Source organism: Brevundimonas sp. EU05-FHT14B11, assembly GCF_058790835.1.
The window spans coordinates 780,311-803,314 of sequence record NZ_JBYTCY010000001.1; the positions used below are offsets into that span (position 1 = coordinate 780,311).

The following is a 23,004-nucleotide window of genomic DNA, read 5'->3' on the forward strand; positions in this document are numbered from 1 at the left end:
CCCCCTTAGTTATGCAGCTCACGCTACACGTGTGGATGACTGATGCAATCAACTCACGCCTTCGCCTCCACCACCCTGCCCCCCGGCTCTAAATTTCGCGCTCATCTCCGCCGTCCCGCCGTCCCGGCGTCCGCTAGGCTCGCGCCCGCATCTTTCTGTGTGCCCCGCCGGATGTTCTGACAGATCTTCATTGAGCAAAATTTCGGGCCGTACATGCTGTAGAAGTAGAGGCGGATCAGGCCCCCACCCCGCCCGCCCTACGGCTAGGGATCGCCGGCCGCGCGGGCGATGAAGTCGTAGTGGAAGGAGTCCTCCGCCGCGTCGGCGAAGGAGACGCCGTCGGCGCCGAGGTCCAGCCGGTCCGCCGCGACGGCCCAGTCCAGATGGGCGAGGACATCATGGACGGCGGCCTGGCGTTCCGCCTCCAACAAGCGGGCGATGATCTCGCGGCTGTCCCGGTCCAGCGAGAGGAGCAGGGCCTTGCGGGCCTGTTCCTCGGGCGACAGGGGCAGGTCGCGGGTGTTGGTCCGCTCGGCGTGGCCGTTGGCGCGGATCTGGTCCGCCTCGACGTTGAGGCGCGAGACCTCGACCAGGCCGTCGATGAAGGCGCGATAGGGGGTGCGGTCGGTCATGGCGGGAGCGTGCACCGGGATGGGGGCGGCGTCAGCCCCCCTATGCTGCGCGGGTTCCCCCTCCACCACGCTGCGCGTGGTCCCCCTCCCCCAGAAGGGGGAGGAGACGCGGGTCTTCCTGGTGGACTCCGGGCGCCGCCGCCTCAAGCCTTCCTTAGCGCCGCCGCCCCCACACTGCGTCCATGAGCAACGACTCCTTCATCCAGGGCCTGATGGCCGCCTTCGTCGCGGCGGATCATCTGGTGGTCTGGGCCTCGATCGCGGGGGTGGCGGCGCTCGTGGTGCTGGGGGTGGTGCTGGCGGTGAGGCGGGTGTGGGTCGGGGCGGCGGCCTGCTTCGCGCTGGCGGCGGCGCCCTATGCGATCCATGCGATGATGACGGCGCGGCAGACGGACGGGCTGGATCGACGGGCGGCGTATCTGGCGGGGCTGGAGCGGACGCCGCTGACGGCGGACCATCCGCGCGTGCTGGAAGTCCAGATGGGTCGCGGGATCGCGGCGGAGGTGCTGTGGAGGGGCTGGTTCGACGCCGTCCATGTGCACGGCCAGGCGCTGTGGCCGAACGACGAGCCCGGCGCACGGGTGATCTATCGGTGGAAGCAGACGCCGGCGTGCGCGGCCCAGGCCGAGGCGACACGGGCCGGACGGCGTGCGCAGGGGGAGGCGGCGCGGGCGGATTGCGTGACGGAGGAGAACGTCCATTGGACGGGGCCGCTTCCGGACGCGGTGATCCTGATGCGCGACGGCGAGACCACGCTGCGGACGCCGGGCGGAAACCACTGGATGAACGGGGCGCTGGAGCTGCGCGTGCGGCGCGGCGGACGGGACACGCTGGTGGACTATTGGGAGACGCCGTACGTGAAGCGGCCCACCTCGCCGGCCCTGGGTCAGCGGATGCTGGAGACCCGCGCCGAGCGGCCCGAGGCGCGCGATCCCCTCGACTTCCTGAGGGACGCCCTCCCGGGCGCGGAGGGAACGCCGGCCCCCACGGAGTAGGGGCGCGGTTCCCCCTCCACCATCCTTCGGATGGTCCCCCTCCCCCAGAAGGGGGAGGAGACGCGACGGACGCTAGACCTTCACCTCGATGGCGCCGCCGCCGGCGCGGAATTTGGCGCTCATCTCCGCCATCCCGGCTTCCGCATCCGCCAGCGAAGCCCCCGCGTCGTTCTGCGCCTGCGCGTCCCGGCGGATGTCCTGGCTGATCTTCATCGAGCAGAATTTCGGGCCGCACATGCTGCAGAAGTGGGCGGTCTTGTGGGCCTCTTTCGGCAGGGTGGCGTCGTGGTATTTGCGGGCGGTCTCCGGGTCGAGGCCGAGGTTGAACTGGTCTTCCCAGCGGAACTCGAAGCGGGCGCGGGAGAGGGCGTCGTCGTGGGCGCGGGCGGCCGGGTGGCCCTTGGCCAGGTCGGCGGCGTGGGCGGCGATCTTGTAGGTGATGACGCCGTCCTTGACGTCCTGACGGTCGGGCAGGCCGAGGTGCTCCTTGGGCGTGACGTAGCAGAGCATGGCCGTGCCGAACCAGCCGATCATGGCCGCGCCGATGGCGCTGGTGATGTGGTCGTAGCCGGGGGCGATGTCGGTGGTCAGCGGCCCGAGCGTGTAGAAGGGCGCCTCGTGGCAGTGCTTCAGCTGCTCATCCATGTTGGCCTTGATCTTGTGCATCGGCACGTGGCCGGGGCCTTCGATCATGACCTGGCAGCCCTTGGCCCAGGCGATCTTGGTCAGTTCGCCGAGGGTGCGCAGCTCGGCGAACTGGGCTTCGTCGTTGGCGTCGGCGATGGAGCCGGGGCGCAGGCCGTCGCCGAGGCTGAACGACACGTCGTAGGCGCGCATGATGTCGCAGATGTCCTCGAAGTGTTCGTAGAGGAACGACTCCTTGTGGTGGGCCAGGCACCACTTGGCCATGATGGAGCCGCCGCGCGAGACGATGCCCGTCACGCGCTTGGCCGTCATCGGCACGAAGGGCAGGCGCACGCCCGCGTGGATGGTGAAATAGTCCACGCCCTGCTCGGCCTGTTCGATCAGGGTGTCGCGGAACACCTCCCAGGTCAGGTCCTCGGCGACGCCGTTCACCTTCTCCAGCGCCTGGTAGATGGGCACGGTGCCGATGGGGACCGAGCTGTTGCGGATGATCCAGTCGCGGATGTTGTGGATGTTGCGGCCCGTCGACAGGTCCATGACGTTGTCGGCGCCCCAGCGGGTGGCCCAGACCAGCTTGTCGACCTCGTCGTCGACGGAGCTGAGGACGGCGCTGTTGCCGATGTTGGCGTTGATCTTCACCAGGAAGTTTCGGCCGATGATCATCGGCTCGACTTCGGGGTGGTTGATGTTGTGCGGGATGATGGCGCGGCCGCGGGCGATCTCCTGACGCACGAACTCAGGCGTCACGAAGTCGGGGATGGCGGCGCCGAAGTCCTCGCCGTCGCGGATGCAGGGGGCGTTCTGCTCGCGGCGCAGGTTCTCGCGGATGGCGACGTATTCCATCTCGGGCGTGATGATCCCAGCCTGGGCGTATTCGTACTGGGTGACCGGACGGCCCTCGACGCCCTTGAAGACCTGGTGGTTGGAGACGTCGAAGCGGGGGGCCAGATGCTTGCCGCTGGCGTGGCCGTTGTCCTCGGGCTTGACCTCGCGCGGGTGCTCGACACGGGCGATGTCGCCGCGGTCCAGCTGCCAGCTGGACTTCACCAGGGGCAGGCCCTTCTTGATGTCGATCGTGACGGTCGGGTCGGTGTAGGGGCCGGAGGAGTCGTAGATGGTCACCGGCGGCTCATTGGCCGACGGGTGGACGGCGACCTCGCGGAAGGGGACGCGGATGTCCGGGTAGAGCTGACCCGCCACATAGACCTTGCGCGATCCCTCGCGCTCGCCGGTGGGGATGGACCCCGTCTCCTTCATCACCGCCTCGCGGGCGTCTTTCAGAGCCAGCTCGACATTTGGTTCGTGGCTATCGCTCGCGACGCGGTCGCTCGCTGCTCGAGCCAGGTTGGGCTCTTCGGGCAGGGCGGTCCCGGTCTTGGGGGGCGTGACGGAGATGTTCATGGCGGCCTCGAATGTGGAGGTCCGCCGACGTCGGGCGCGGTGGTCCTGTCGCGTGGACCAGAAGCGTACTCATCCCTTCGCCGGCATGACCCGGATCAGGTTCGACGGGTCAGAGGAGAAACCTCTATCTCAGCCGCTCGCTTGCGACCCCCCGGAGAACGGAAGCAGCCTTACGCCTCCGGGGGGATCGGTTCAACGGTCGGGTCAGTTGCGGCTGGGGAAGTTCCCCTCGATGCAGATGCAGTAGCTCAGCGTCAGATAGGGCTGCATCAGCGAAAGGGGCTGGGACATGCCGGCCAGGCCGATGGAGTCGGGCGCGAGCGGGCCGCGAGTCCCCTTCTCCCTGGGCGCATAGATGTTGATGTCGTTGCCGCTGGAGTCGGCGGCCTTGCCCAGGATCAGGCCAGGTCCCGGCGCGGCGGATTCGGCCGAGGCGTCCGTGGTGACCAGGCCGTGGGTGTGGCGCGGCATCTGCGCCTCCTGCAGGGTGGTCTTTTCCATGCCGCCTATCGAGGCCATCAGATAGTCGCCTCCGCCCAGGGAATGGCCGTCGCCGAGCACGGTGCGGCCGGCGAGGTTCGGCAACATGAAGGTCTGCCGTCCATCGCCGCCGTACATGGTGCCGAGCAGCGCGAACAGGGCGCTCTGCTGCGAGATGCTCATGATCTGTCCCTGGCATTTCTGCCAGCCGCGCGGCGCGAACGTGAACGCGAACGATTGAACCGTGCCCATAAAGGCGTCCATTGTGTCTTCCCCCTGCCGGATGCGGGCGCGCCCGTCCGGCCCTGACGTCGATGTAACGTCCAGTTGCCAAAGGCTTATCCCAACACGCCAGCCGGGTCCCGGCAATGCCCGGGCGTCCCAGGGGTTGCGAATTCAGACCCGCCGGGCAGGGTGAGGCATGGATATCGCCCGCCCCTATGACACCGCCGACCGCGAGGCCTGCCTGGCCCTGTTCGACAGCAATACGCCGCGCTTCTTCGATCCGTCGGAACGGGCGGACTTCGAGCGGTTCCTGGACGAGATGCGCTGGCCCTATCAGGTGATCGCGCGTGACGGGCGCGTTGTGGCCTGCGGCGGCCATGCGATGGAGGCCGACGGGAAGACCGTGGCGCTGTGCTGGGGCATGGTCGAGCAGGGACTGCACGGGCAGGGGCTGGGGCGCAGGCTGACCGAGGCGCGGCTGGCGGCGGCGCGGGCCGAGCCGGGCGCGACCGGCGCGCGGCTGAACACCGGGACCTTGACTACCGGCTTCTACGAACGGTTCGGCTTCGTCGTGGAGCGGGTGGTCAAGGACGGATACGCGCCGGGCAGCGACCAGCACGACATGACGCTGAGCTTCTGATCAGTTGCGGCTGGGGAAGAAGCCCTGGACCGCGATGCAGTAGTTGTTGACCAGGAAGGGCTGCATGATCGGCGCGGGCTGGTTGCCGCCAGCCGGCCCGACGCCCTGCAGAGGCTCGGCGGCTCCGGCGGGGGCGTAGACATGGACGGTGACGGCGTCGCCCGAGGTCGGGTCGCTGCCGTTCGCTGTGCTCAGCCACTCGTTGGAGCCCGGCGCCGACGCGGTGGAGCCGTTCACGGAGGCCATCATCAGGTGCATGTGCGCGGGCAGGTTCTGCACGGTCAGGGTCACGGCCTCCGACCCGCTGGACTCGCCGATGGTGTAGGTGGAGCCCCCCGGCAGGCGGCCCTGCCCCAGGAGGATGCGGCCGCGGGTGTCGGGGATGGCGAAATTGGTCGCGCCGTTCCCGCCGTAGGTGGTGCCGATCAGCGCGAACAGCGTCTGGTACTGGGCGATGGGCAGCAGGGAGCCGTCGCAGATCTTCCAGTTGCGGGGCGCGAACGGGAAGGCGAACGGCTGCAGCACGCCGATAAAGACCTCACTCATGGATCGTCTCCCTGGACAGGACGAGGGGGGTCAATTGCGGGACGGGAAGATGCCCGAGATCGCGATGCAGTAGTTGATCACGAGGTAGGGCTGCATGATGTTGAACGCCTGAGAGCCGCCGGCGATGCCGATCGACTGGGGCGCCAGGGTCGTGTTGGCCGGGCCGGGGCCGTAGACCTGGACGGTGAGGGCGTCGCCGCTGGTCGGGTCGGACCCGTTCGCGGCGGCCAGCATCAGGCTGGAGCCGGGCGTGGCCGAGGTGGCGGCGCCCGTCGCGGCCATCAGGCCGTGGGTGTGCTGGGGCATCTGCGACTGCAGCAGGGTTTCACGTTCGACGCCCGCCGCTTCACCCATGACATAGCTGGCGCCGGTGGTGCTGGTCCCCTGGCCGGTGGCGGTGCGGCCGTTGAGGTTGGGCAGGGCGAAGGTGGTGACCCCGTCGCCGCCGTAGGTGGTGCCGATCAATGAGAACAGCGCCGAGTTCTGCGCGATGGACAGCAGCTGGCCGCTGCAGAACATCCAGCCTCGCGGCGCCCACTGGAAAGCGAACGGCTGGATCGTACCGAGGTAGACTTCCATAGACCCTCCCTGCCGGGACGCTTGAATGCGTCCTTCCGGCGCCTGGCGTCGGGTAACGTCAGGTTGCTGTGGAGCATACGAACACCCGAATTCCGCGCACGGCAATGCCCGAAAGGCCCGCAGTGCGTGAATTCGTACCGGCGTTACTCGGGGAAGGCGATCAGAAGGCGGTCGAGCGCGGCCTCGATGCGGGCCCAGCCGGCGTCGTCCAGGGCCACGCCGCCGACGCCGGGACGGGCGTCCGCCGACAGGGCCAGGTGCTGGACGGCGGCCAGCAGCACGGCGTTGAGGGCGACGGGATCGCCCTCGGGCGGGACGCGCAGGCGCGGACGGCGCTCGCGCATCCAGGCCTGCAGAACGGTGGAGCGATCGGCCTCGATCCGGTCCAGCAGGGGCGAGGCCTCGACCAGGGCCCAGGCCATCAGGCGCAGGGTCAGGGGACTGGCCCGGAGCGCGGCGACCCAGGCCGACAGGCTGAGCCGGGCGAAGGCGCGCAGGGACTCGGATTCAGCCGCCGGCGCGGCGTCCAGGCTGCGGACCAGGGCGCCGTGGGCGCGGGCCGCGATGCGCGTGACCACGCCGTCGACGCCCTCGAAATAGCGATAGACCAGCTTGCGGTCGCAGCGCGCCTCGGCGGCCAGGGTCTGGACGTTCAGGCCGGGAAAGCCGTCGCGCAGCAGGATGCGCTCGCCCGCCTCGACGATGGCGGCTTCGGTGGCGCTTCGGTCGCGCAGTCTGATCGGCGATTCGCCCATGGGGGCAGTCTCGGACCGGTCGCCTGAGTCGGACAAGGGGCCGATGACAAGGAAGGGGGAGAAGGTGCGGCCCCGGTCTGCGTCGGGGGGCGTGGCAGAGACCGGGGCCGCGAAAGGACTCTGTCGAGCGCGCATCGCCGCAAGGTCCAATGCGATAACAGGGATCGCAAAGAACGGTTCCGGACATACGAATCATTTTTCGCGCGGGGTGCGCGGCGCGGTAGAGAGGGGCCTCGCCACGGAGCCGCCCCATGCATCTCGCCCGTTTTCCCCGCGTCCGCCTCGCCCACCTGCCGACCCCGCTGGAGCCCCTGCCCCGACTGTCGGAGGAGCTGGGCGTCGAGCTGTGGATCAAGCGCGACGACTGCACCGGCCTGGCCGGCGGCGGCAACAAGACCCGCAAGCTGGAGTTCCTGCTGGGCGAGGCCTTCGAGCAGGAGGCCGACACCCTGGTGACCCAGGGGGCGGTGCAATCCAACCACGTGCGCCAGACCGCGGCCGCCGCGGCGGCGCACGGGCTGAAGTGCGAAGTCATCCTGGAGGAGCGGACCGGGTCCAGGGCGACCGACTATGTCGACAACGGCAACGTCCTGCTGGACCGGCTGTTCGGGGCGGTGATCCGCCGCGTGCCGGGCGGGACGGACATGGCGGCCGAGCTGGAGAAGACGGCGGCCGAGGTGAGGGCGCGCGGCGGGCGGCCCTATGTCATTCCGGGCGGCGGCTCCAATCCGGTGGGGGCGCTGGGCTATGTCGACTGCGCGCGCGAGATCGTGGTCGGCGCCGACGAACTGGACCTGAGGATCGACCGGATCATCACCGCGACCGGCAGCGCCGGGACCCACGCGGGCCTGGTGGCCGGGCTGGCGGTGATGGGGGCGGACATCCCGGTGCTGGGCATCGGGGTGCGGGCGCCGAAGGCCAAGCAGGAAGAGAATGTGCTGAAGCTGGCGCGCGAGACGGCGGCCCTGCTGGGGCGGCCCGATGCGGTGACGGCGGAGATGGTCGTGGCCGACTGCGACTACGTCGGGGAGGGCTACGGCCTGGTGGACGATGCAGTGATCGAGGCGCTGAAGCTGGCGGCCCGGACCGACGGGATCGTGCTGGACCCGGTCTACAGCGGCAAGGCGATGAAGGGCCTGATCGCCCTGGCCAAGGCGGGCCGGTTCGAGGGCGAGACGGTGGTCTTCCTGCACACCGGCGGGGCGCAGGGCCTGTTCGGCTACGAGAGCGAGATCGGGGCGTCGCTGTGAAGACCCTCGGCGTCCTGGGCGGCATGGGGCCCGCCGCGACGGTGGCCTTTCTGGCGCGGGTGCAGGCGCTGACGCCGGCCGAAGGCGATCAGGACCACATCCGCATCATCGCCGACATCAATCCGCAGGTGCCGGACCGCAACCGCGCGCCGGACGCCGCCGAGGCGGTTCTGGCGGGGATGGCGTTGCGGCTGCGCGACGCCGGGGCGCGGGTGCTGGCCATGCCGTGCAACACCGCCCACGCCCAGGCGGCGGGCATCCGCAAGGCGGGCCTGCCCTTCATCGACATGATCGCCGAGACGACGGCGGCGGCGACCGCAGGCGGGGCCAAGAAGATCGGCGTGCTGGCCACCCCGGGCGGGGAGGCGCTGTACACCCGGTCGCTGCAGGCGACGGGGGTGAAGATCGTGCGGCTGGGCGGCGCGGACCGCGAGGCCTTCATGGGCTGCGTCTATGCGGTGAAGCGCGGCGACGTCGGCGAGGGCCCGCGCGCGGAGATGAAGCGGCTGGCGGCGGCGCTGGTCACGGCCGGGGCCGAGGTGGTCATCGCCGGCTGCACCGAGGTGCCGCTGCTGCTGGGGACGGATGACGTGACGGTCCCGCTGGTGGACTCGGCCGAAGTGCTGGCCGCGGCCTGCGTGAAGGCCTGTTTGTGAGCGAGACCGGGACGCGTGCGGCCCGCAAGCGGGCGGCGGCGGTGCAGGCCCTGCTGACGCCCGGCGAGACCGTGGTCTGGGCCGGCGCGCCGCAGGGGCGGCTGTTCCTGTCGCGGCGGCAGGGCGCGGCGATCGCCTTCAGTCTTGTGTGGTGGTTGGTCCTGCTGTCGGCGGCCTGGTCGATGCGGGCCTTCGCCGACAGCCCGCTGCTGATCGTCATCGGCCTGTTCGTGGCGATCGGGGCGCTGCAGGACAGCTGGCGGACCGGAAAGTGGTTGGCCGGCCGGATCGGCGAGCACTATGCGCTGACCGACCGGCGCGTGCTGGTGCTGGACCGCAAGGGCGGGCTGAAGGCCGAGGTCGTCCTGCTGACGGCGCATCCGTTCCGCGCCGCTCCCGCCACGGGCGCCCGGGGCGCGATCCTGCTGGGCGAAGACGCGCCGCTGGTCGACCTGACCCAAGGGCGGGTGTTGCGGATCAATCCGGAAGAGGACGCGCCCCGGCTGTCGGACCTGGCGGGGCATCTGGCGGTGCTGGAGCTGATCCGGACGACGGCGGCGGCGTGGGAGGTCCAGTGGGCCGCATCCAGCGACGAGGCGACGACCGAGGCGCCATGACCGGCTTGAGGCCGGGCGGTTTCGGCGGCATCGTCCGGGTTTCACGGGAGCCGTCCATGCGCATCGCCCTCGCTATCCTGACCCTTGGCCTGAGCGCCCCGGCGGCGTCGGCGCAGGACTATCCGCGCCGCATTCCCAGTTCGGGCGGCGAGGTGATCATTCCCTCGGCGCCGCATCAGCGCGGCTATGACGAGGTCGGCTACGCCCCGGCGCGGCGCGCGGGCGACGTGCTGTACGTCTCGGGCGCCATCGTCGGCAGGGCGCCGGACGAGGGGGCGGACGTGGCCGCGTTCGAGACCCAGGTGCGGCGCACCCTGCGCCAGCTGGACGCGACGGTGCGGGCGGCGGGCGGGACGCTGGACGACGTGGCGATGATCCGCAGCTTCCACGTCTGGGAAAGCCCGAACTTCACCGGCGACCGCATGCAGCAGATCGAGGTGATCGCGAAGGTCTGGCGCGAGTTCGCGACCGGGCCGCATCCGGCCTGGACTGCGGTGGGGACGACGGGCCTGCTGGCGCCGAACGGGATCGTGGAGATCGAGCTGATGGTGCATTCGCCGGCGCCGGCGAACTGATCGACCGCTTGCCCACGGACGCGGCGCGCGGCAGTGATGCCCGGGTGAACAGACAATCGCTGATTATCGACTGCGACCCCGGCGTGGATGACGCCGTGGCGCTGATGCTGGCCTTCGGGGCCGAGGAATTCGAGCTGCTGGCCGTGACCACGGTGGGCGGGAACGTGCCGGTCGAGAAGACGGCGCGGAATGCGCGGATGCTGCGCCAGATCGCCGGTCTTCAGAATCCCGAGCGCGAGGACGTGCCGGTGTTCATGGGCGCGGAGGAGCCGCTGCGCCGGACCCTGGGCACGGCGGCGGAATTCCATGGGCCGGAAGGGACGGGCGACCTTGAGCCGTTCGAACCCGACGCGCCGGTCGCGGACGGTCATGCGGCGGACGCCATCATCGCGCTGGTGAACGGGCGGCCGGCGAAGTCGGTGGCGCTGGCGGTGCTGGGGCCGCTGACCAATCTGGCGCTGGCGCTGCGCAAGGATCTGGCGCTGGCCGGGCGGCTGGGGCCGGTGGCGGTGATGGGCGGGGCGCGGTCCGAGGGGGGCAACATCACCGCCTCGGCCGAGTTCAACATCTGGGCCGATCCGGAGGCGGCGGCCGAGGTGCTGGCGACCGAGTGCGATGTCGTGATGTTCGGACTGGACGCGACCCATCAGGTGCGGGCGACGGACGAACGGATCGCGGCCCTCGAGGCGCTGAAGACGCCGATGGGCGGCACGGCGGCGGCGATGATGCGTTTCTCGCAGGCGGTGGAGCGCCGGATCGTGGGCTGGGACGCGCCGCCGGTGCACGACCCCTGCCCGGTGGCCTGGCTGCTGAAGCCGGAGCTGTTCGTACTGCAGCCGTGCCGGATCCGGGTGGAGACGGACAGCGACCTGACCCGCGGCCATACGGCGGTCGAGTTCCGCGAGGGCGTGGCGGGCGAACCGCTGCGCCACCGCTGGGCGGTCAGCGCGGACGCGGACGGGGTGTTCAGCCTGATTGCGGAGAAGTGTGCATGAGGATCACCGTCGTCGGGTCGATCAATCTGGACTTCGTCGCCTCGGCGCCGAAGCTGCCGCGCGCGGGCGAGACCGTGACGGGCGCCGAGCTGGCGCGGCATCCGGGCGGCAAGGGCGCCAACCAGGCGCTGGCGGCGCAGCGGCTGGGGGCGGAGGTGTTCCTGATCGGCCGGGTCGGGCGCGACGCCATGGCCGAGGAGGCGCTGGCGCTGCTGCTGGCCGACGACGTGGACGCCGGCGGGGTGGTCGCCGACGCCGAGGCGCCGACGGGCGTGGCTCTGATCGCCGTCGCGCCGGACGGCGAGAACCAGATCGTGGTGGCGGCCGGCGCCAACCACAGCGCCTTCCCCGAACAGCTGCCGCAGCGGATCGAGACCCCTCTGATCCTTCAACTGGAGTTGCCGATCGAGACGGTCGAGGCGGCGGTGGGGCGGGCGACGGACTTCGTCTGCGTGAACCTGGCCCCGGCCCAGCCGGTGTCGGACCAGCTGCTGCGCCGGGCCGACCTGATCGTGGTCAACGAGACCGAGGCGGCCTTCTACGGCGATCTGCTGCATCACGGCGGCGGACGGGTGGTGGTGACCCTGGGGGCCGCCGGCGCGGTCATGTACCAGCGCGGGGCCGAGATCGCGCGGGCCGCCCCGCCCCGGGTGCGGGCCGTCGACGCCACCGGCGCGGGCGACTGTTTCGTCGGCGCGATCTGCGTCGCCCTGCTGGAGGGGATGGAGCCCGAGGCGGCGCTGCGCTTCGCCTGCGCGGCGGGGGCCGTCGCCGCGACCCGGCCCGGCGCCCAGCCCTCGATGCCGACGCGGGACGAGGTCGAGGACCGGCTCTAGCCCCCCGGGGATGGAGCGACGGACTTCCGCCCGCCCCCGCGTGAAAGGATCGCCGGTCAGGATCCGGCGGCCGACCTTTTCATTACGAACTTGAAATCCGACCCGGGCTTCGCCGCTGTTAGGGTCGCGAGGTTCAGATCACTGTCCTTGGGGGACCCCATGATGACCCGCACCGCCGCCCTGCTGGGCGCCTCGCTGCTCGCCCTGACCGCCCCGGCCTTCCCGGCCCTCGCGCAGGACGCGGCGACCATCACCGTGCCGCCGCTGCAGTACACGCATCGCCAGCTGGCCAACGGGCTGAATGTCTATTCCATGCCCGACGCGACCGCCGGAACGGTGACCGTGCAGGTCTGGTACGACGTGGGCGGCAAGGACGATCCTGAGGGCCGCTCGGGCTTCGCCCACCTGTTCGAACACATCCTGAGCCGCAAGACGGTCAACCTGCCCTACGGCCAGATCTCGACCCTGGTCGAGAACGCGGGGGGCAGCCGCAACGCCTCCACCGGCCAGGACATGACCAACTACTACGAGACTGTGCCGCCGCAGTATCTGGAGACGATGCTGTGGACCCACGCCGAGCGGATGGCGCGGCCGGTGGTCGACCAGGCCGTGTTCGACGCCGAGCGCTCCATCGTGAAGGAAGAGCTGCGCCAGCGGGTCTATGCGCCGCCGTACGGCCGGCTGGACCGCTTCGTCATCGGCGACAACGAGTTCGACCGGTCCATCTATCGCCGCAGCGTGATCGGCTCGATCGAGCAGCTGGACAGCGCCACCATCGACGACGCGCGCGCCTTCCACGAGGCCTATTACCGCCCGGCCACGGCGACCCTGATCGTGTCGGGCAATTTCGATCAGGCCCAGCTGGACCGCTGGGTCGACCAGTATTTCGCCGACATCCAGAACCCCGCCCGCCCGGTGCCGGTGTTCGAGCGTCCGGTGTCGCCGCCGCGCACCCAGCCGCGTCTGGTCGAGGCCTATGCGCCGAACGTGCCCCTGCCGGCGATCGCCGCCATCTTCCCCGGCGTGAAGGCGTCGGACCCGGACGCGGCGGCGCTGGACGTGCTGTCCGGCATCATGTCGCGTGGCGACAGCTCGCGCCTGCACCAGGCGCTGGTCTACGGCAGCCAGCTGGCCACCAACGCCAGCTTCGGCGCCGACCAGATGGAGGAGGCGGGCACGATCACCGTCCAGGCGACCGTGGCCCAGGGCAAGGCGATCCCCGACGTGGAGGCGGCGCTGAACGCCCAGCTGGCGCGCATCCGCGACCAGCCGGTGACCGCCGCCGAACTGGCCGAGGCCAAGATGGAGATCGTGGCGTCGGCCCTGCGCCAGCGCGAGACGGCCTCGGGCCGGGCCTTCATCCTGGGCCGGGCCCTGGTCGACGAGGGCGATCCCACGGCGCCGGACGCCAACCTGGCCGCCGTGCAGGCGGTGACCGCCGCCGACGTGCAGCGCGTGGCCCGCAAATACCTGGACGAACAGGCGCGGGTCTCGATCCGCTATCAGGACGAGAGCCAGCGTCCGGCGGGCGTCAGCGAGGACAGCTATCGCAACCCGGTTCCGGTCCCGACCTTCCTGAGCGTGCCGCCGGCCGTCCTGCCGCCGAACGAACTGCTGCCCGAGGGCCAGCGGATGGCGCCGCCGGCCGCCGGCGCGCCGCGTCCGATGGCGACGCCGCATGTGGTGGAGCGGACCCTGTCCAACGGTCTGCGGGTGATCGTGGCCAAGTCCACCGACCTGCCGATCGTCAACGCCCAGCTGGTCATCGGCGGCGGCGCGGCGGCGGATCCGGCGGACCGTCCGGGTCTGGCCTCGATGACCGCCGGCCTGGCCACCGAGGGCGCGGGCGGACGCTCGGCCCCCGAGATCGCGCGCACCCTGGAGGCGCTGGGCGCCAACATCGGCGGCGGCGCGGGACAGGATGCGTCGGCGGTCTTCATGTCGGCGCCCGTGGCCGCGGCCGATCAGGTCGGGGCCGTGCTGGCGGACGTGATCCAGCGCCCGGACTATGCGCCTGAAGAGGTGGCGCGCAACCGCACGCGGGCGGTCAACGCCCTCAGGGTGAACCTGCGCCAGCCGGGGCCGCTGGCCAATCTGGTGCTGAACCGCCTGGCCTTCGGCGCCTCGCCCTACGGCGCGCCGACCTCGGGCACGCCGACCTCGATCGGGGCCGTGACCCGCGAGGAGATCGTCGCCTTCCACGACCGCTGGTGGCGGCCGGACAACGCCGCCCTGATCATCACCGGCGGCATGGAGCCGGAGGCGGCCTTCGCCTTCGCCGAGCGGACCCTGGGCGGCTGGGAGCGGCCCTCGGGCGCCGTGCCGGTCACGGGACCGCGCGCGGGCGCCGTGCCGGGACCGCGCGTCGTCGTGATCGACCTGCCGGGCGCCGGTCAGGCGGCGGTGGCGGCGGCGGTGCGCGGCCCGCGCCGGGCCGACGACAGCTACTACCCCCTGTCGGTGGTCAACAGCATCATGGGCGGCGGCCAGAACGGCCACCTGTTCCAGGAAGTGCGGGCCAAGCGCGGCCTGAGCTACGGCGCCTATTCCTCGCTGGGCGCGCGGCTGGACGGCGGCATGCTGAGCGCCACCACCCAGACCAAGAATGAGAGCGCCGCCGAGGTGGTCGGCCTGGTGCTGGCCGAGTTCGACCGGCTGAAGACCGAGGCAGTGACCGAACAGGCCGTGACCGACCGCGAGGCCTTCCTGACCGGCGGCTTCTCGCGCAACGTTGAGACCACCGGCGGTCTGGGCGGGGTGCTGGCCGAGGCCGTGACCTACGGCCTGCCGCTGACCGAGATCGGGACCTACGCCGGCAAGATCAACGCCACGACGCCGGAGACGGTGCGCGCGGCGGCGCAGGCCATCGGCTCGGACCAGGCCTATGTGGTGGTGGTCGGCCAGGCCTCGATGTTCATCGACGCCCTGCGCGCGGTCCATCCGGACGTGGTGGTGATCCCGGCGGCGGAGCTGGACTTGGACAGCGCGACGCTGGGGCTGTGAAGCCAGTGGTTGGTGATTAGTGGTTCGTGGCTGGTAGGCAGCGGGGTGTCGTCGGGTGCGGCGCTGCCCCCCGTCCAGACCATCCGCTGATCACTAGCCACTAATCACTTTCAGCTAAGCGACTGACCGCAGGGTGGGCGGCGGCGTTGCGCGTCGTCCACCGGGTGCGAAATCCTGCGAATGGGAAATTGCGTTCGGACGGAAACTGGGGCTGTCTGAGCTCCGGAGGCGCCCCTTGATCAACCGCCCATCGCCGGTCCTGGTTTCGCTCGCGACGTTTGCGATGCTGGTCGGCTGCACGGCTGAAGAAGGACGGGCGGGAGGGCAGGCCGACAAGGCGGCGCCCCGCCGCGTGGCGCCTATCGCCCCGGATCAAGTCAGGTTCTACCTGGCGGGCGCGACGATCCCGCCGCCGGAAACCGTTTCCGACTTCCCCACCGAAATGTTCTTCGACAACGGCCACTACCGGCTCCAGGGCCGCGGAGCCGAAGAGGGGGTGTACGACGTCTCGGGGAACCGGGTCTGTGTGAGGCTTCAGGCGGCCGACGACCCGGTCTGTCGGTATGCCTATCTGATCGACGGCAGGGCCGTCCTGTCGACGGCCGCCGAGGCGGCGGCGGTGACGGCTGAGAATTCCGGATACCTCAAGCGGGGGCCGCCCTCGTCGGTCCGTCGGGGGGCTTCAGGGCGGTCCGCCGGGGCCGTTCCGATCAGCGAGGAGCGGGCGCGCGCCACCCTGGTCGGGCGGACCATCTCCAGATCGCCGGAGGTCACCGAGAGCGGATCCGAAAGGTTCGCCGCGGACGGCGGCTGGCTGCTGATGGCGCTGGATGGCGCCGAGGGCCGCTACACGATCAGGGACAACCAGGTGTGTGTGAAGGTGGCGGTCGGCAATGCCCGCCCAGGCTGCCGCTACCTGTACGCGGCGGACCGCGGGCTGGTGCTATCGACCTCGCCGGACCCCGCCGAAATCGCGCCGTCCAACTCCATCCCCATCGTTTACGACAGTCCCGATTGAGCAAGGAAAACGCATCGGGGGTCGGCCCGAGTGGCTGGTGGGTGGAGGGCGCAGCCGGACGTGGTCGTGATCCCGGCGGCGGAGCTGGATCTGGGCAGCCCGACGTTGGGGCTGTGAGAGCGAGTGAAGAGTGAGTGGTGAGTAGTGATTAGAGACGAGCGGGGCGGCTCCGAAGGGCGCGCCGCTCTTGGGCCAGCCGCCTCACCACTCACTACTCACTAGCACTCTTCACTTCGACGCCCGGAACGCCGCAATGGCGTCGACCGTCTTGCGGACCTGCGCCTCGATGCCCGTCCAGTCGCCCGACTTGACGGCGGCGTCGGTGATCAGTTTGGAGCCCATGCCGGCGGCGACGATGCCGCTGCCGAACCATTTGGCGATGCTGGCCTCGTCGGGATCGACGCCGCCGGTGGGCATGATCTTGGTCCAGGGCATGGGGCCGAGCACCGCCTTGACGAAGTCGACGCCGCCGACGGACGCGCCGGGGAACAGCTTGACGATCTCGCAGCCCAGCTCGTGCGCCTGGCCGATCTCGGTGACCGAGCCGCAGCCGGGGAAGTAGGCGGTCATGCGGCGGTTGCAGACCTTGGCCACATCGGGGACCAGGCAGGGGCTGACGATGAAGCGCGCGCCCCGGTTCAGATAGAGGCTGGCCGTGCCCGCATCGATCACCGAGCCGATGCCCAGGATGATGTCCGGATCGGTCTTCTGCAGCTCGCGCGCGATGTCGCCGAACAGGTCGACGGCGAAGTCGCCCCGGTTGGTGAACTCGATGGCCTTGGCCCCGCCGCGCGAACAGGCGCGGATGACGTTCAGGCAGACCTCGGGGTCCGGGTTGTAGAAGACGGGGGCCACGCCCTGCGCTTCGAGGGCGGTGAGGACGGCGAGGCGGTCGTGGCGCATTTCAATCTCCGCTCATCCCGGCGAAAGCCGGGATCCAGTCCTTTGGGCGACCGGTAGAGCCCATGATCCGTCATGCTTATCCCACCCGGACCGCAAGGCGAAAGCACTGGGTCCCGGCTTTCGCCGGGATGAGCGGAACTTATTGTTTCGCCAGCGCCACGATCCGCCGCACCAGCGCGCTCTCCGGATCGAACAGCGGGCCCAGGACGGTGAAGTGGTTCAGGCCGGGCAGGGCCTCGTACCGGGTCTGGACGCCGTTGTTTCCCCAGTGGTCGGCCATCATCCGCGACTGGCGCAGGAACTCGGGGCTTTCGTCGGCGCCGACGACGCAGTCCAGGATCGTGCCGCCCGGCGTCGAGCCGTCGGGAATCGGCCAGAAGATCGGCGACAGGGCGGCGGCCTCGTTGGCGTCCAGGTCCAGCGCCGTGTTCAGCGAGGTGTGGATCAGGGGGCGCAGGTCGAAGACGCCGCTGATGGCCACGGCGGCGGAGGCGCGAGCCTCGGAAAGCATGCAGGCCGCCATGTGGCCCCCGGCGGAATGGCCGAAGACCACGGGGCGCTTGCCGCCGTTGCGGGCGCGGATCAGGTCCACGGCGGCGCGTACCTGCTTCAGGATGGCGCCCAGCCGCACGGCGGGGGCGAGATCGTAGGAGGGAATGGCGAGGCTGACGCCGTGCTGAAGGAAGGCGGGGGCGATCCCGCTGAACCAGTCCTTGTCCAGCGCCTGCCAGTAGCCGCCGTGCAGGAAGACGGCGACGGGAGCGTCGGGGCCGGCGGAGAACAGGTCCATGACTTGGCGGTCGCCGGGGCCGTAGGCGAGGGTCTCGGGCGCATGGGCCGCGACGGCGGCCTCGGCGGCGGCCTTCCAGCGGTTCAGGACGGCCGGATGGTCCGGCACGCGGGCGCGGTTATTGTACTCGGCCTCGTAGTCGATCTCGCCAACCGCCTTATCAGCCACGTCGCCATCCGCTAGACCACCCCCGAACCGCCAGGAGAGACAGCCGCCATGATGACCGCCATCTTCGTCTTCATCAAATGCGAGCTGGGCCACGCCAACGACGTGGCCGCCGACATCGTGGACAATGTCGAATACGTCTCGGAGGTCTATTCGACCTCGGGCCAGTACGACCTGCTGGCCAAGTTCCAGCTGCCGAAGGATCTGGACATCGGCACCTTCGTGACCCGGTCGGTGCAGACACGGCCGAACATCCGTGACAGCTTCACCGTGATCACCTTCTCGCCGTTCCTGCCGACCAAGGGCTAGGGTCCTGCAGGCATTCGGAGGACGTCGCGCGTGAACCGTATCCTCCTGAGTGTGATCGCCGTCGCCATGATCGGCTGCGCGCCACCGTTCGGGGGACCCGACCCGGTCTTTCCGATCAGCGCGCGGGACCGGGAGGGCGCGGCCTGGTTTCCGCAGGCTCTACAGGAGACGATCCTGCGATGCGGTCCGTTCGGACCGGGCGCCCGGCGGGCGCTGATGGACGAGCACAAGGCCGCCTGGTACGGCGGACATCTGGCCGCCGCGGGGGAGGCGCCGCTGTTCCGGAGCAACGGGCGGAGCCTGCGCTTCACCTGGCTGAGGACCTTCGATGCGCCGGTGGTGATCCGTCTGGACACGGGTGCTGACGGCGCGGTGACGATGGCGGCGACCGAACTGTCCGGGCACGGCGGCTATGAGCCGGGGACGATCGCGAGGCGGATCGAGCGCCGCCTGTCCACCGGCGAGGTCGCGGCCCTGAAGCGGGTGGTGGAGCATACCGGGGTCCTGAAACAGACGGCCGCCACGTGCGACGCAGGGCTGGACGGCGCTCAATGGGTTGTCGAGTCCAACGGGCCGGACGGCTATCGCTTCGTGGAACGGCAGTCGCCTGAGAGCGGGCCGGTGCGCGTGTTCGGGCTGCACCTGGTCGGGCTGACGGGCTGGGCCTACGACAGCGTGTACTGAGGCCAGGTCGTCAGGTTTTCGCCCGTTCAGGCCTGGTGCGGGCAGGGCGGGCGGGACGACCCTCGTCGCGGGCCTCTTCGGCGTCATCGTCGTCGCCGACCTTTTCCTCCACCGTGGCCGAGAGGCGCTGGAACACGCCGAGCCCGACCAGCACGAGAACGGCCGCGACGATCAGGGCGGTCGGATAGAGCATCTGGGTGATGTCCTCCCGGGCGGTCTTGAAGACCATGACCAGGCCTTCGAGGAAGAGGGCGATGATGATGGTGGAGAGGAATTTGGTCAGGCTGCGGCGCGCCTCGGAGGCGCTGCGCCGTTCTGACCCGCGACGGACCTCGTCCTCGAACAGGTATTTGGCCACGTCGAAGACGGCGATGGCGACGATGACGTAGCCCAGGGTGTCGAGGATGGCGTCCGCCGAGCTGTCGCCGGATGAGGTGAAGGCCCCCGCCGCTTCCCTGAGACCGAGGACGACGAGGCCGATGGCGAGCAGCATCAGCAGCAGGCTGGCCGCCGCGAAGACGGCGCGGGTGATGTAGGTCATGCAGGCTCCTTCTTCGGCGTAACGCGATCACGGGTTCGAGCGTTGCCGCGACGTCACCCGTGGTCAAACGCAACGGAGTGCTGCTAGCGTCGTCGAAAGAGGAAACGCGGCCCCCGCCTGCGGGGGGATGACGGGGATTCAAATGACCGATCTCGAGACCTTCCGCGCGGAGACCCGCGCCTGGCTGGAAGAGAACTGCCCGCCGGAGGTGCGCGGGCCGCTGGACAATGACGAGGACCGGGTCTGGGGCGGGCGCAATCCGACCTTCAAGACGCCGGCCCACAAGCTCTGGATGGAGCGGATGGGCGCGCGCGGCTGGACCGCGCCGGAGTGGCCCAAGGAATACGGCGGCGGGGGGCTGAGCCGCGAGGAGGCCAAGGTGCTGGGCTCCGAGCTGCGCCGCATCGGCGCGCAGATGGCGCTGTCCAGCTTCGGCATCTGGATGCTGGGCCCGGCGCTGCTGCAGTTCGGGACCGAGGAACAGAAGAAGCGCTTCCTGCCCGAGATCGTGCGCGGCGAGATCCGCTGGTGCCAGGGCTATTCCGAGCCGGGCGCCGGGTCGGACCTGGCCAATGTGCAGACGAAAGCAGAGGACAAGGGCGACCACTGGATCGTCAACGGCCAGAAGATCTGGACGTCGTACGCCGACAAGGCTGACTGGATCTTCTGCCTGGTGCGGACCGATCCGGCGGCGCCGAAACACCTGGGCATCTCGTTCGTGCTGTTCGACATGGCCACGAAGGGCGTGACGACCAAGCCGATCACCCTGATCAGCGGCAAGAGCCCGTTCTGCGAGACCTTCTTCGACGACGTGCGCGTTGAGAAGGAGAACCTGGTCGGGACGCTGAACCGCGGCTGGGACGTGGCCAAGGCGCTGCTGGCCCATGAGCGGACCATGATCGGCGCCATCGGCGAGGCGGGCGGCGGACGGCCGCTGGGCCAGGTGGCGACGGACTCCATCGGCAGCGACGACGAGGGCCGGCTGGACGACCTGATGCTGCGCGCGCGGGTGGCCGAACTGGAGATCGACGCCGCGGCCTTCCGTCTGGCGATGGAGCGGGCGGGCGATCAGATGAAGGCCCGCCAGGCCCATCCGGCCATCGCCTCGATGCTGAAATACTACGGCTCGGAGCTGAACAAGCGCCGCCACGAACTGCTGATGGCGGCGGGCGGCGCCGAGGCGCTGGAGTGGGAAGGCGAGCGGTCGCGCAACGGCACCGCGGCCCGCGACTGGCTGCGCACCAAGGCCAACTCGATCGAAGGCGGCACCAGCGAGGTGCAGCTGAACATCATCGCCAAACACCTTCTGCAACTGCCGGGAGCCTGACGCCCATGCCGCTGATCCTGACGGAAGAGCAGACCATGCTGAAGGAAGCCGCCGACGGCTTCCTGAGCGAGAACGCGCCCATCGCCCACCTGCGGAAATTGCGCGACAGCCGCGACGCCGACGGGGTGTCGCGCGACCTTTGGAAGGCGTTCGGCGAGATGGGCTTCGCGGGCGTGATCATCCCCGAGGAGCACGGCGGCTCGGGCCTGGGCGCGGTCGAGGCCGGGGTGGTGGCCGAGGCGTTGGGGCGGACCCTGACGCCGTCGCCCTTCATGGGCTCGGGCGTGCTGTCGGCCAAGGTGCTGACCGACGGCGGCTCGGCTGAACAGCAGGCGCTGTGGCTGCCGAGGATCGCGGCGGGCGAGGCGATCATGTCGCTGGCCGTCGACGAGGGCGCCAAGCATGCGCCGTCCAGGATCGCGACGGTGGCCGAACGCGCGGGCAACGGCTTCAAGCTGAACGGCGCCAAGGGCTTCGTGCTGGACGGCCACGTGGCCGACGCCCTGATCGTGGCGGCGCTGACGGAGACCGGCCTGACCCTGTTCCTGGTCGATCCGAAGACCCAGGGCGTGGAGATCGAGCGCACGGTGATGGTCGATGCGCACAATGCGGCGCGGGTGACCCTGACCGATGTCGAGGTCGATGCGGACGCGGTGATCGGTTCGGTGGACGGCGGCGAGGCCCTGCTGGAAGGCGCGCTGAACCTGGGCCGGGCCTGCGCGGCGGCGTCGCTGAACGGCGCGGGCGACCAGGCCTTCCAGGTCACGCTGGAGTACCTGCGGACCCGCCAGCAGTTCGGCAAGCTGATCGGCGAGTTCCAGGCCCTGCAGCACCGGGCGGCCCATCTGTACAGCGAGATCGAGATCGCCCGGGCGGCGACGATCGGCGCCCTGCAGGCGCTGGACGCCGGCAAGCCGAACGCGGCGCTGGCCGTGTCGGTGGCCAAGGCCAAGGCGGGCCGGGTGGCCGAACTGGCGGTGCAGGAAGCGGTGCAGATGCATGGCGGCGTGGGCATGACCGACGAGTTCGACGTCGGCCTGTTCATGAAGCGGGTGCGGGTGCTGAACGAACTGCTTGGCGACGCGGGATTCCACCAGGAGCGGATGGCGCAAAGCCAGGGGTTCTGAAGCCCCGAAAGCGTCACAATGGCGGGCGGAAGTAGGGCCCAGGGGGACTCTCATGCGCGCCTTGCTGCTTTCCATCATCCCGACGCTGATCGGGGGCGCCGCACTGGCCCAGGCCGGTCCGGGCCCGGCCGAAACCTTCGCCGAGGCCAAGGCGATCTGCGAGACCGACGGCGGAGCGCTGTGGGGCGCGCCCCTGTGCACGCCGGTGCTGCTGGTCGATCCGGCGACGCGCACCGTCCATACGGCCCGGCGCGGCGACAGCGACGCCCTGAAACCCGAGGGCGGTCTGTTCGTCGGAACCCTGCCGGAGACCGTCAACATCGCGAACACGGCGGTGGACTGGGACGGCGTGCGCTGGGCCATGCTGATCCGGCCCCTGCCCGAGGATCCGACCGAGCGCCGGGCGCTGCTGGCCCATGAGATCTGGCACGGGGTGCAGAGGGACCTGGGCCTGCCGGCGGGATCGCCGACGCCGGAACACCTGTCGACGACCGAGGGCCGGGTGCTGATGCGGCTGGAATGGCGGGCGTTGGCGGCCGCCTTGCGCGCCGGGGACCCGGCCGCCCGGGACCAGGCCGTGGCGGACGCGCTGGCCTTCCGCGCGGCGCGGCGGACCCTGACCGCGCAGGCCGGGGACCAGGAGCGGCAGCTGGAGATGAACGAGGGGCTGGCGCAGTACACCGGCGTGCGCCTGTCGGGCGGCGACGCCGTGGCGGAGGCGCTGAAGGGGCTGGCGCTGGCGGAGGAACAGAACAGCTTCGTACGCAACTTCGCCTATTTCTCGGGCCCACCCTACGGCCTGCTGCTGGACGCGGCCGCGTCCGACTGGCGGCGGGGACTGGGCGCCGGGGACGACCTGGGCGCCCTGCTGGCCGCGCGGACCGGCGCACCGGCCGTCGAGGCCCCGGCGGCGGAGGCCCGCTATGACGGCGTGGGGATCCGGGCCGACGAGGCGCAGCGCGCCGAACGGGCCCGCGCCGTGGCGGCGGCCTGGACGGCGAAGCTGGTGGACGGACCCCGCCTGACGCTGGCGTTCGAGGACATGAACATCAGCTTCAACCCGAGCACCATCGTGGTGCTGGGCGGCAACGGCGCCGTCTATCCGACGCTGCGGGTGGTCGACAGCTGGGGCGTGCTGGAGGTGACGGACGGGGCGCTGATCGACCCGAACTGGAAGCGCGTCACCGTCGCCGCGCCGACCTCGGCGGATGGGCGCGAGGGACCGGGCTGGACCCTGCGGCTCAATCCGGACCGGGCGCTGGAGCCGGGCGATCGTCCCGGGGACTTCCGGCTGCGCGCGCGATGACCGA

24 protein-coding genes and 1 riboswitch are annotated in these 23,004 nt (G+C 70.5%); of the genes, 15 read left to right on the forward strand and 9 right to left on the reverse strand.

Translation table 11 applies throughout. The features are described 5' to 3' along the window. Positions 1-263 precede the first annotated feature (263 nt). Entirely contained in the window at positions 264-632 is a 369-nt protein-coding gene (locus AC3WRV_RS03990) for a DUF6547 family protein (protein ID WP_492312226.1), read from the reverse strand. 182 nt (positions 633-814) lie between these two features. Here AC3WRV_RS03990 and AC3WRV_RS03995 point away from each other — a divergent pair, with 182 nt between their 5' ends. Next, a complete protein-coding gene (locus tag AC3WRV_RS03995) occupies positions 815-1,627 on the forward strand; it encodes a hypothetical protein (RefSeq protein WP_492312227.1) in 813 nt (270 codons plus the stop codon). 72 nt (positions 1,628-1,699) lie between these two features. On the opposite strand, the gene thiC is transcribed toward AC3WRV_RS03995, so the two are convergent. Beyond that, the gene (thiC, locus tag AC3WRV_RS04000) at positions 1,700-3,529 is read right to left on the reverse strand and encodes a phosphomethylpyrimidine synthase ThiC (protein ID WP_492312719.1); all 1,830 of its coding nucleotides are present in this window, start codon (positions 3,527-3,529) and stop codon (positions 1,700-1,702) included. A 198-nt stretch (positions 3,530-3,727) separates the two neighbouring features. Continuing rightward, a riboswitch (TPP riboswitch) is annotated at positions 3,728-3,837 on the reverse strand. 40 nt (positions 3,838-3,877) lie between these two features. After that, entirely contained in the window at positions 3,878-4,417 is a 540-nt protein-coding gene (locus tag AC3WRV_RS04005) for a phage tail protein (RefSeq protein ID WP_492312228.1), read from the reverse strand. A 157-nt stretch (positions 4,418-4,574) separates the two neighbouring features. On the opposite strand from AC3WRV_RS04005, the gene AC3WRV_RS04010 reads away from it, so the two are divergent. Further along, positions 4,575-5,018: a GNAT family N-acetyltransferase gene (locus AC3WRV_RS04010; RefSeq protein WP_492312229.1), complete on the forward strand. Its 444-nt coding sequence runs from the start codon at positions 4,575-4,577 to the stop codon at positions 5,016-5,018. On the opposite strand, the gene AC3WRV_RS04015 is transcribed toward AC3WRV_RS04010, so the two are convergent. The 3 genes from AC3WRV_RS04015 to AC3WRV_RS04025 form a co-directional block, all read right to left on the reverse strand. Continuing rightward, positions 5,019-5,564, reverse strand: a complete 546-nt coding sequence (locus AC3WRV_RS04015) for a phage tail protein (protein ID WP_492312230.1) — start codon at positions 5,562-5,564, stop codon at positions 5,019-5,021. A 30-nt stretch (positions 5,565-5,594) separates the two neighbouring features. Further along, positions 5,595-6,143: a phage tail protein gene (locus AC3WRV_RS04020; RefSeq protein ID WP_492312231.1), complete on the reverse strand. Its 549-nt coding sequence runs from the start codon at positions 6,141-6,143 to the stop codon at positions 5,595-5,597. Positions 6,144-6,286: 143 nt separating this feature from the next. Continuing rightward, positions 6,287-6,898 carry a TetR/AcrR family transcriptional regulator gene (locus tag AC3WRV_RS04025; protein ID WP_492312232.1) on the reverse strand — a complete coding sequence of 204 codons (612 nt, stop codon included), beginning with the start codon at positions 6,896-6,898 and terminating at the stop codon, positions 6,287-6,289. 251 nt (positions 6,899-7,149) lie between these two features. Between AC3WRV_RS04025 and cuyA the strand changes: the two genes are divergently transcribed. From cuyA to AC3WRV_RS04065, 8 genes are all read left to right on the forward strand, one after another. Then, positions 7,150-8,148: a D-cysteate sulfo-lyase gene (gene cuyA / locus AC3WRV_RS04030; protein ID WP_492312233.1), complete on the forward strand. Its 999-nt coding sequence runs from the start codon at positions 7,150-7,152 to the stop codon at positions 8,146-8,148. After that, positions 8,145-8,804 (forward strand): cysteate racemase, encoded by a 660-nt coding sequence (cuyB, locus tag AC3WRV_RS04035; RefSeq protein WP_492312234.1) that lies wholly within the window; start codon positions 8,145-8,147, stop codon positions 8,802-8,804. The genes cuyA and cuyB overlap by 4 nt, the downstream gene beginning before the upstream one ends. Further along, positions 8,801-9,421 (forward strand): hypothetical protein, encoded by a 621-nt coding sequence (locus AC3WRV_RS04040; protein WP_492312235.1) that lies wholly within the window; start codon positions 8,801-8,803, stop codon positions 9,419-9,421. The genes cuyB and AC3WRV_RS04040 overlap by 4 nt, the downstream gene beginning before the upstream one ends. 56 nt (positions 9,422-9,477) lie before the next feature. Beyond that, positions 9,478-9,996, forward strand: coding sequence for a Rid family hydrolase (locus tag AC3WRV_RS04045; RefSeq protein ID WP_492312236.1), 519 nt, complete (start codon positions 9,478-9,480; stop codon positions 9,994-9,996). A 44-nt stretch (positions 9,997-10,040) separates the two neighbouring features. Continuing rightward, positions 10,041-10,991 (forward strand): nucleoside hydrolase, encoded by a 951-nt coding sequence (locus AC3WRV_RS04050; RefSeq protein ID WP_492312237.1) that lies wholly within the window; start codon positions 10,041-10,043, stop codon positions 10,989-10,991. Further along, positions 10,988-11,827: a ribokinase gene (locus tag AC3WRV_RS04055; RefSeq protein ID WP_492312238.1), complete on the forward strand. Its 840-nt coding sequence runs from the start codon at positions 10,988-10,990 to the stop codon at positions 11,825-11,827. The genes AC3WRV_RS04050 and AC3WRV_RS04055 overlap by 4 nt, the downstream gene beginning before the upstream one ends. Before the next feature lie 159 nt (positions 11,828-11,986). Beyond that, the gene (locus AC3WRV_RS04060) at positions 11,987-14,830 is read left to right on the forward strand and encodes a M16 family metallopeptidase (RefSeq protein ID WP_492312239.1); all 2,844 of its coding nucleotides are present in this window, start codon (positions 11,987-11,989) and stop codon (positions 14,828-14,830) included. Between the two features lie 133 nt (positions 14,831-14,963). Beyond that, positions 14,964-15,848: a hypothetical protein gene (locus AC3WRV_RS04065; RefSeq protein WP_492312240.1), complete on the forward strand. Its 885-nt coding sequence runs from the start codon at positions 14,964-14,966 to the stop codon at positions 15,846-15,848. Positions 15,849-16,076: 228 nt separating this feature from the next. Here AC3WRV_RS04065 and AC3WRV_RS04070 read toward each other — a convergent pair whose 3' ends face one another. Further along, positions 16,077-16,751 carry a bifunctional 4-hydroxy-2-oxoglutarate aldolase/2-dehydro-3-deoxy-phosphogluconate aldolase gene (locus AC3WRV_RS04070; RefSeq protein WP_492312241.1) on the reverse strand — a complete coding sequence of 225 codons (675 nt, stop codon included), beginning with the start codon at positions 16,749-16,751 and terminating at the stop codon, positions 16,077-16,079. Between the two features lie 139 nt (positions 16,752-16,890). Continuing rightward, positions 16,891-17,709: an alpha/beta hydrolase gene (locus AC3WRV_RS04075; protein ID WP_492312242.1), complete on the reverse strand. Its 819-nt coding sequence runs from the start codon at positions 17,707-17,709 to the stop codon at positions 16,891-16,893. A gap of 48 nt (positions 17,710-17,757) precedes the next feature. Here AC3WRV_RS04075 and AC3WRV_RS04080 point away from each other — a divergent pair, with 48 nt between their 5' ends. After that, positions 17,758-18,015: an Lrp/AsnC ligand binding domain-containing protein gene (locus tag AC3WRV_RS04080; protein ID WP_291838610.1), complete on the forward strand. Its 258-nt coding sequence runs from the start codon at positions 17,758-17,760 to the stop codon at positions 18,013-18,015. Positions 18,016-18,045: 30 nt separating this feature from the next. Further along, entirely contained in the window at positions 18,046-18,699 is a 654-nt protein-coding gene (locus tag AC3WRV_RS04085; protein WP_492312243.1) for a hypothetical protein, read from the forward strand. Between the two features lie 10 nt (positions 18,700-18,709). On the opposite strand, the gene AC3WRV_RS04090 is transcribed toward AC3WRV_RS04085, so the two are convergent. Beyond that, positions 18,710-19,240 (reverse strand): GNAT family acetyltransferase, encoded by a 531-nt coding sequence (locus AC3WRV_RS04090; protein ID WP_492312244.1) that lies wholly within the window; start codon positions 19,238-19,240, stop codon positions 18,710-18,712. 142 nt (positions 19,241-19,382) lie between these two features. Between AC3WRV_RS04090 and AC3WRV_RS04095 the strand changes: the two genes are divergently transcribed. The 3 genes from AC3WRV_RS04095 to AC3WRV_RS04105 are packed head-to-tail and all read left to right on the forward strand — an operon-like array spanning position 19,383 to position 23,000. Next, the gene (locus tag AC3WRV_RS04095; protein WP_291838619.1) at positions 19,383-20,567 is read left to right on the forward strand and encodes an acyl-CoA dehydrogenase family protein; all 1,185 of its coding nucleotides are present in this window, start codon (positions 19,383-19,385) and stop codon (positions 20,565-20,567) included. Positions 20,568-20,572: 5 nt separating this feature from the next. Beyond that, a complete protein-coding gene (locus AC3WRV_RS04100; RefSeq protein ID WP_492312245.1) occupies positions 20,573-21,694 on the forward strand; it encodes an acyl-CoA dehydrogenase family protein in 1,122 nt (373 codons plus the stop codon). Positions 21,695-21,746: 52 nt separating this feature from the next. Then, on the forward strand, positions 21,747-23,000 hold the full coding sequence (locus AC3WRV_RS04105) for a hypothetical protein (protein WP_492312246.1): 1,254 nt from the start codon (positions 21,747-21,749) through the stop codon (positions 22,998-23,000). The last annotated feature ends 4 nt before the right edge of the window (positions 23,001-23,004 follow it).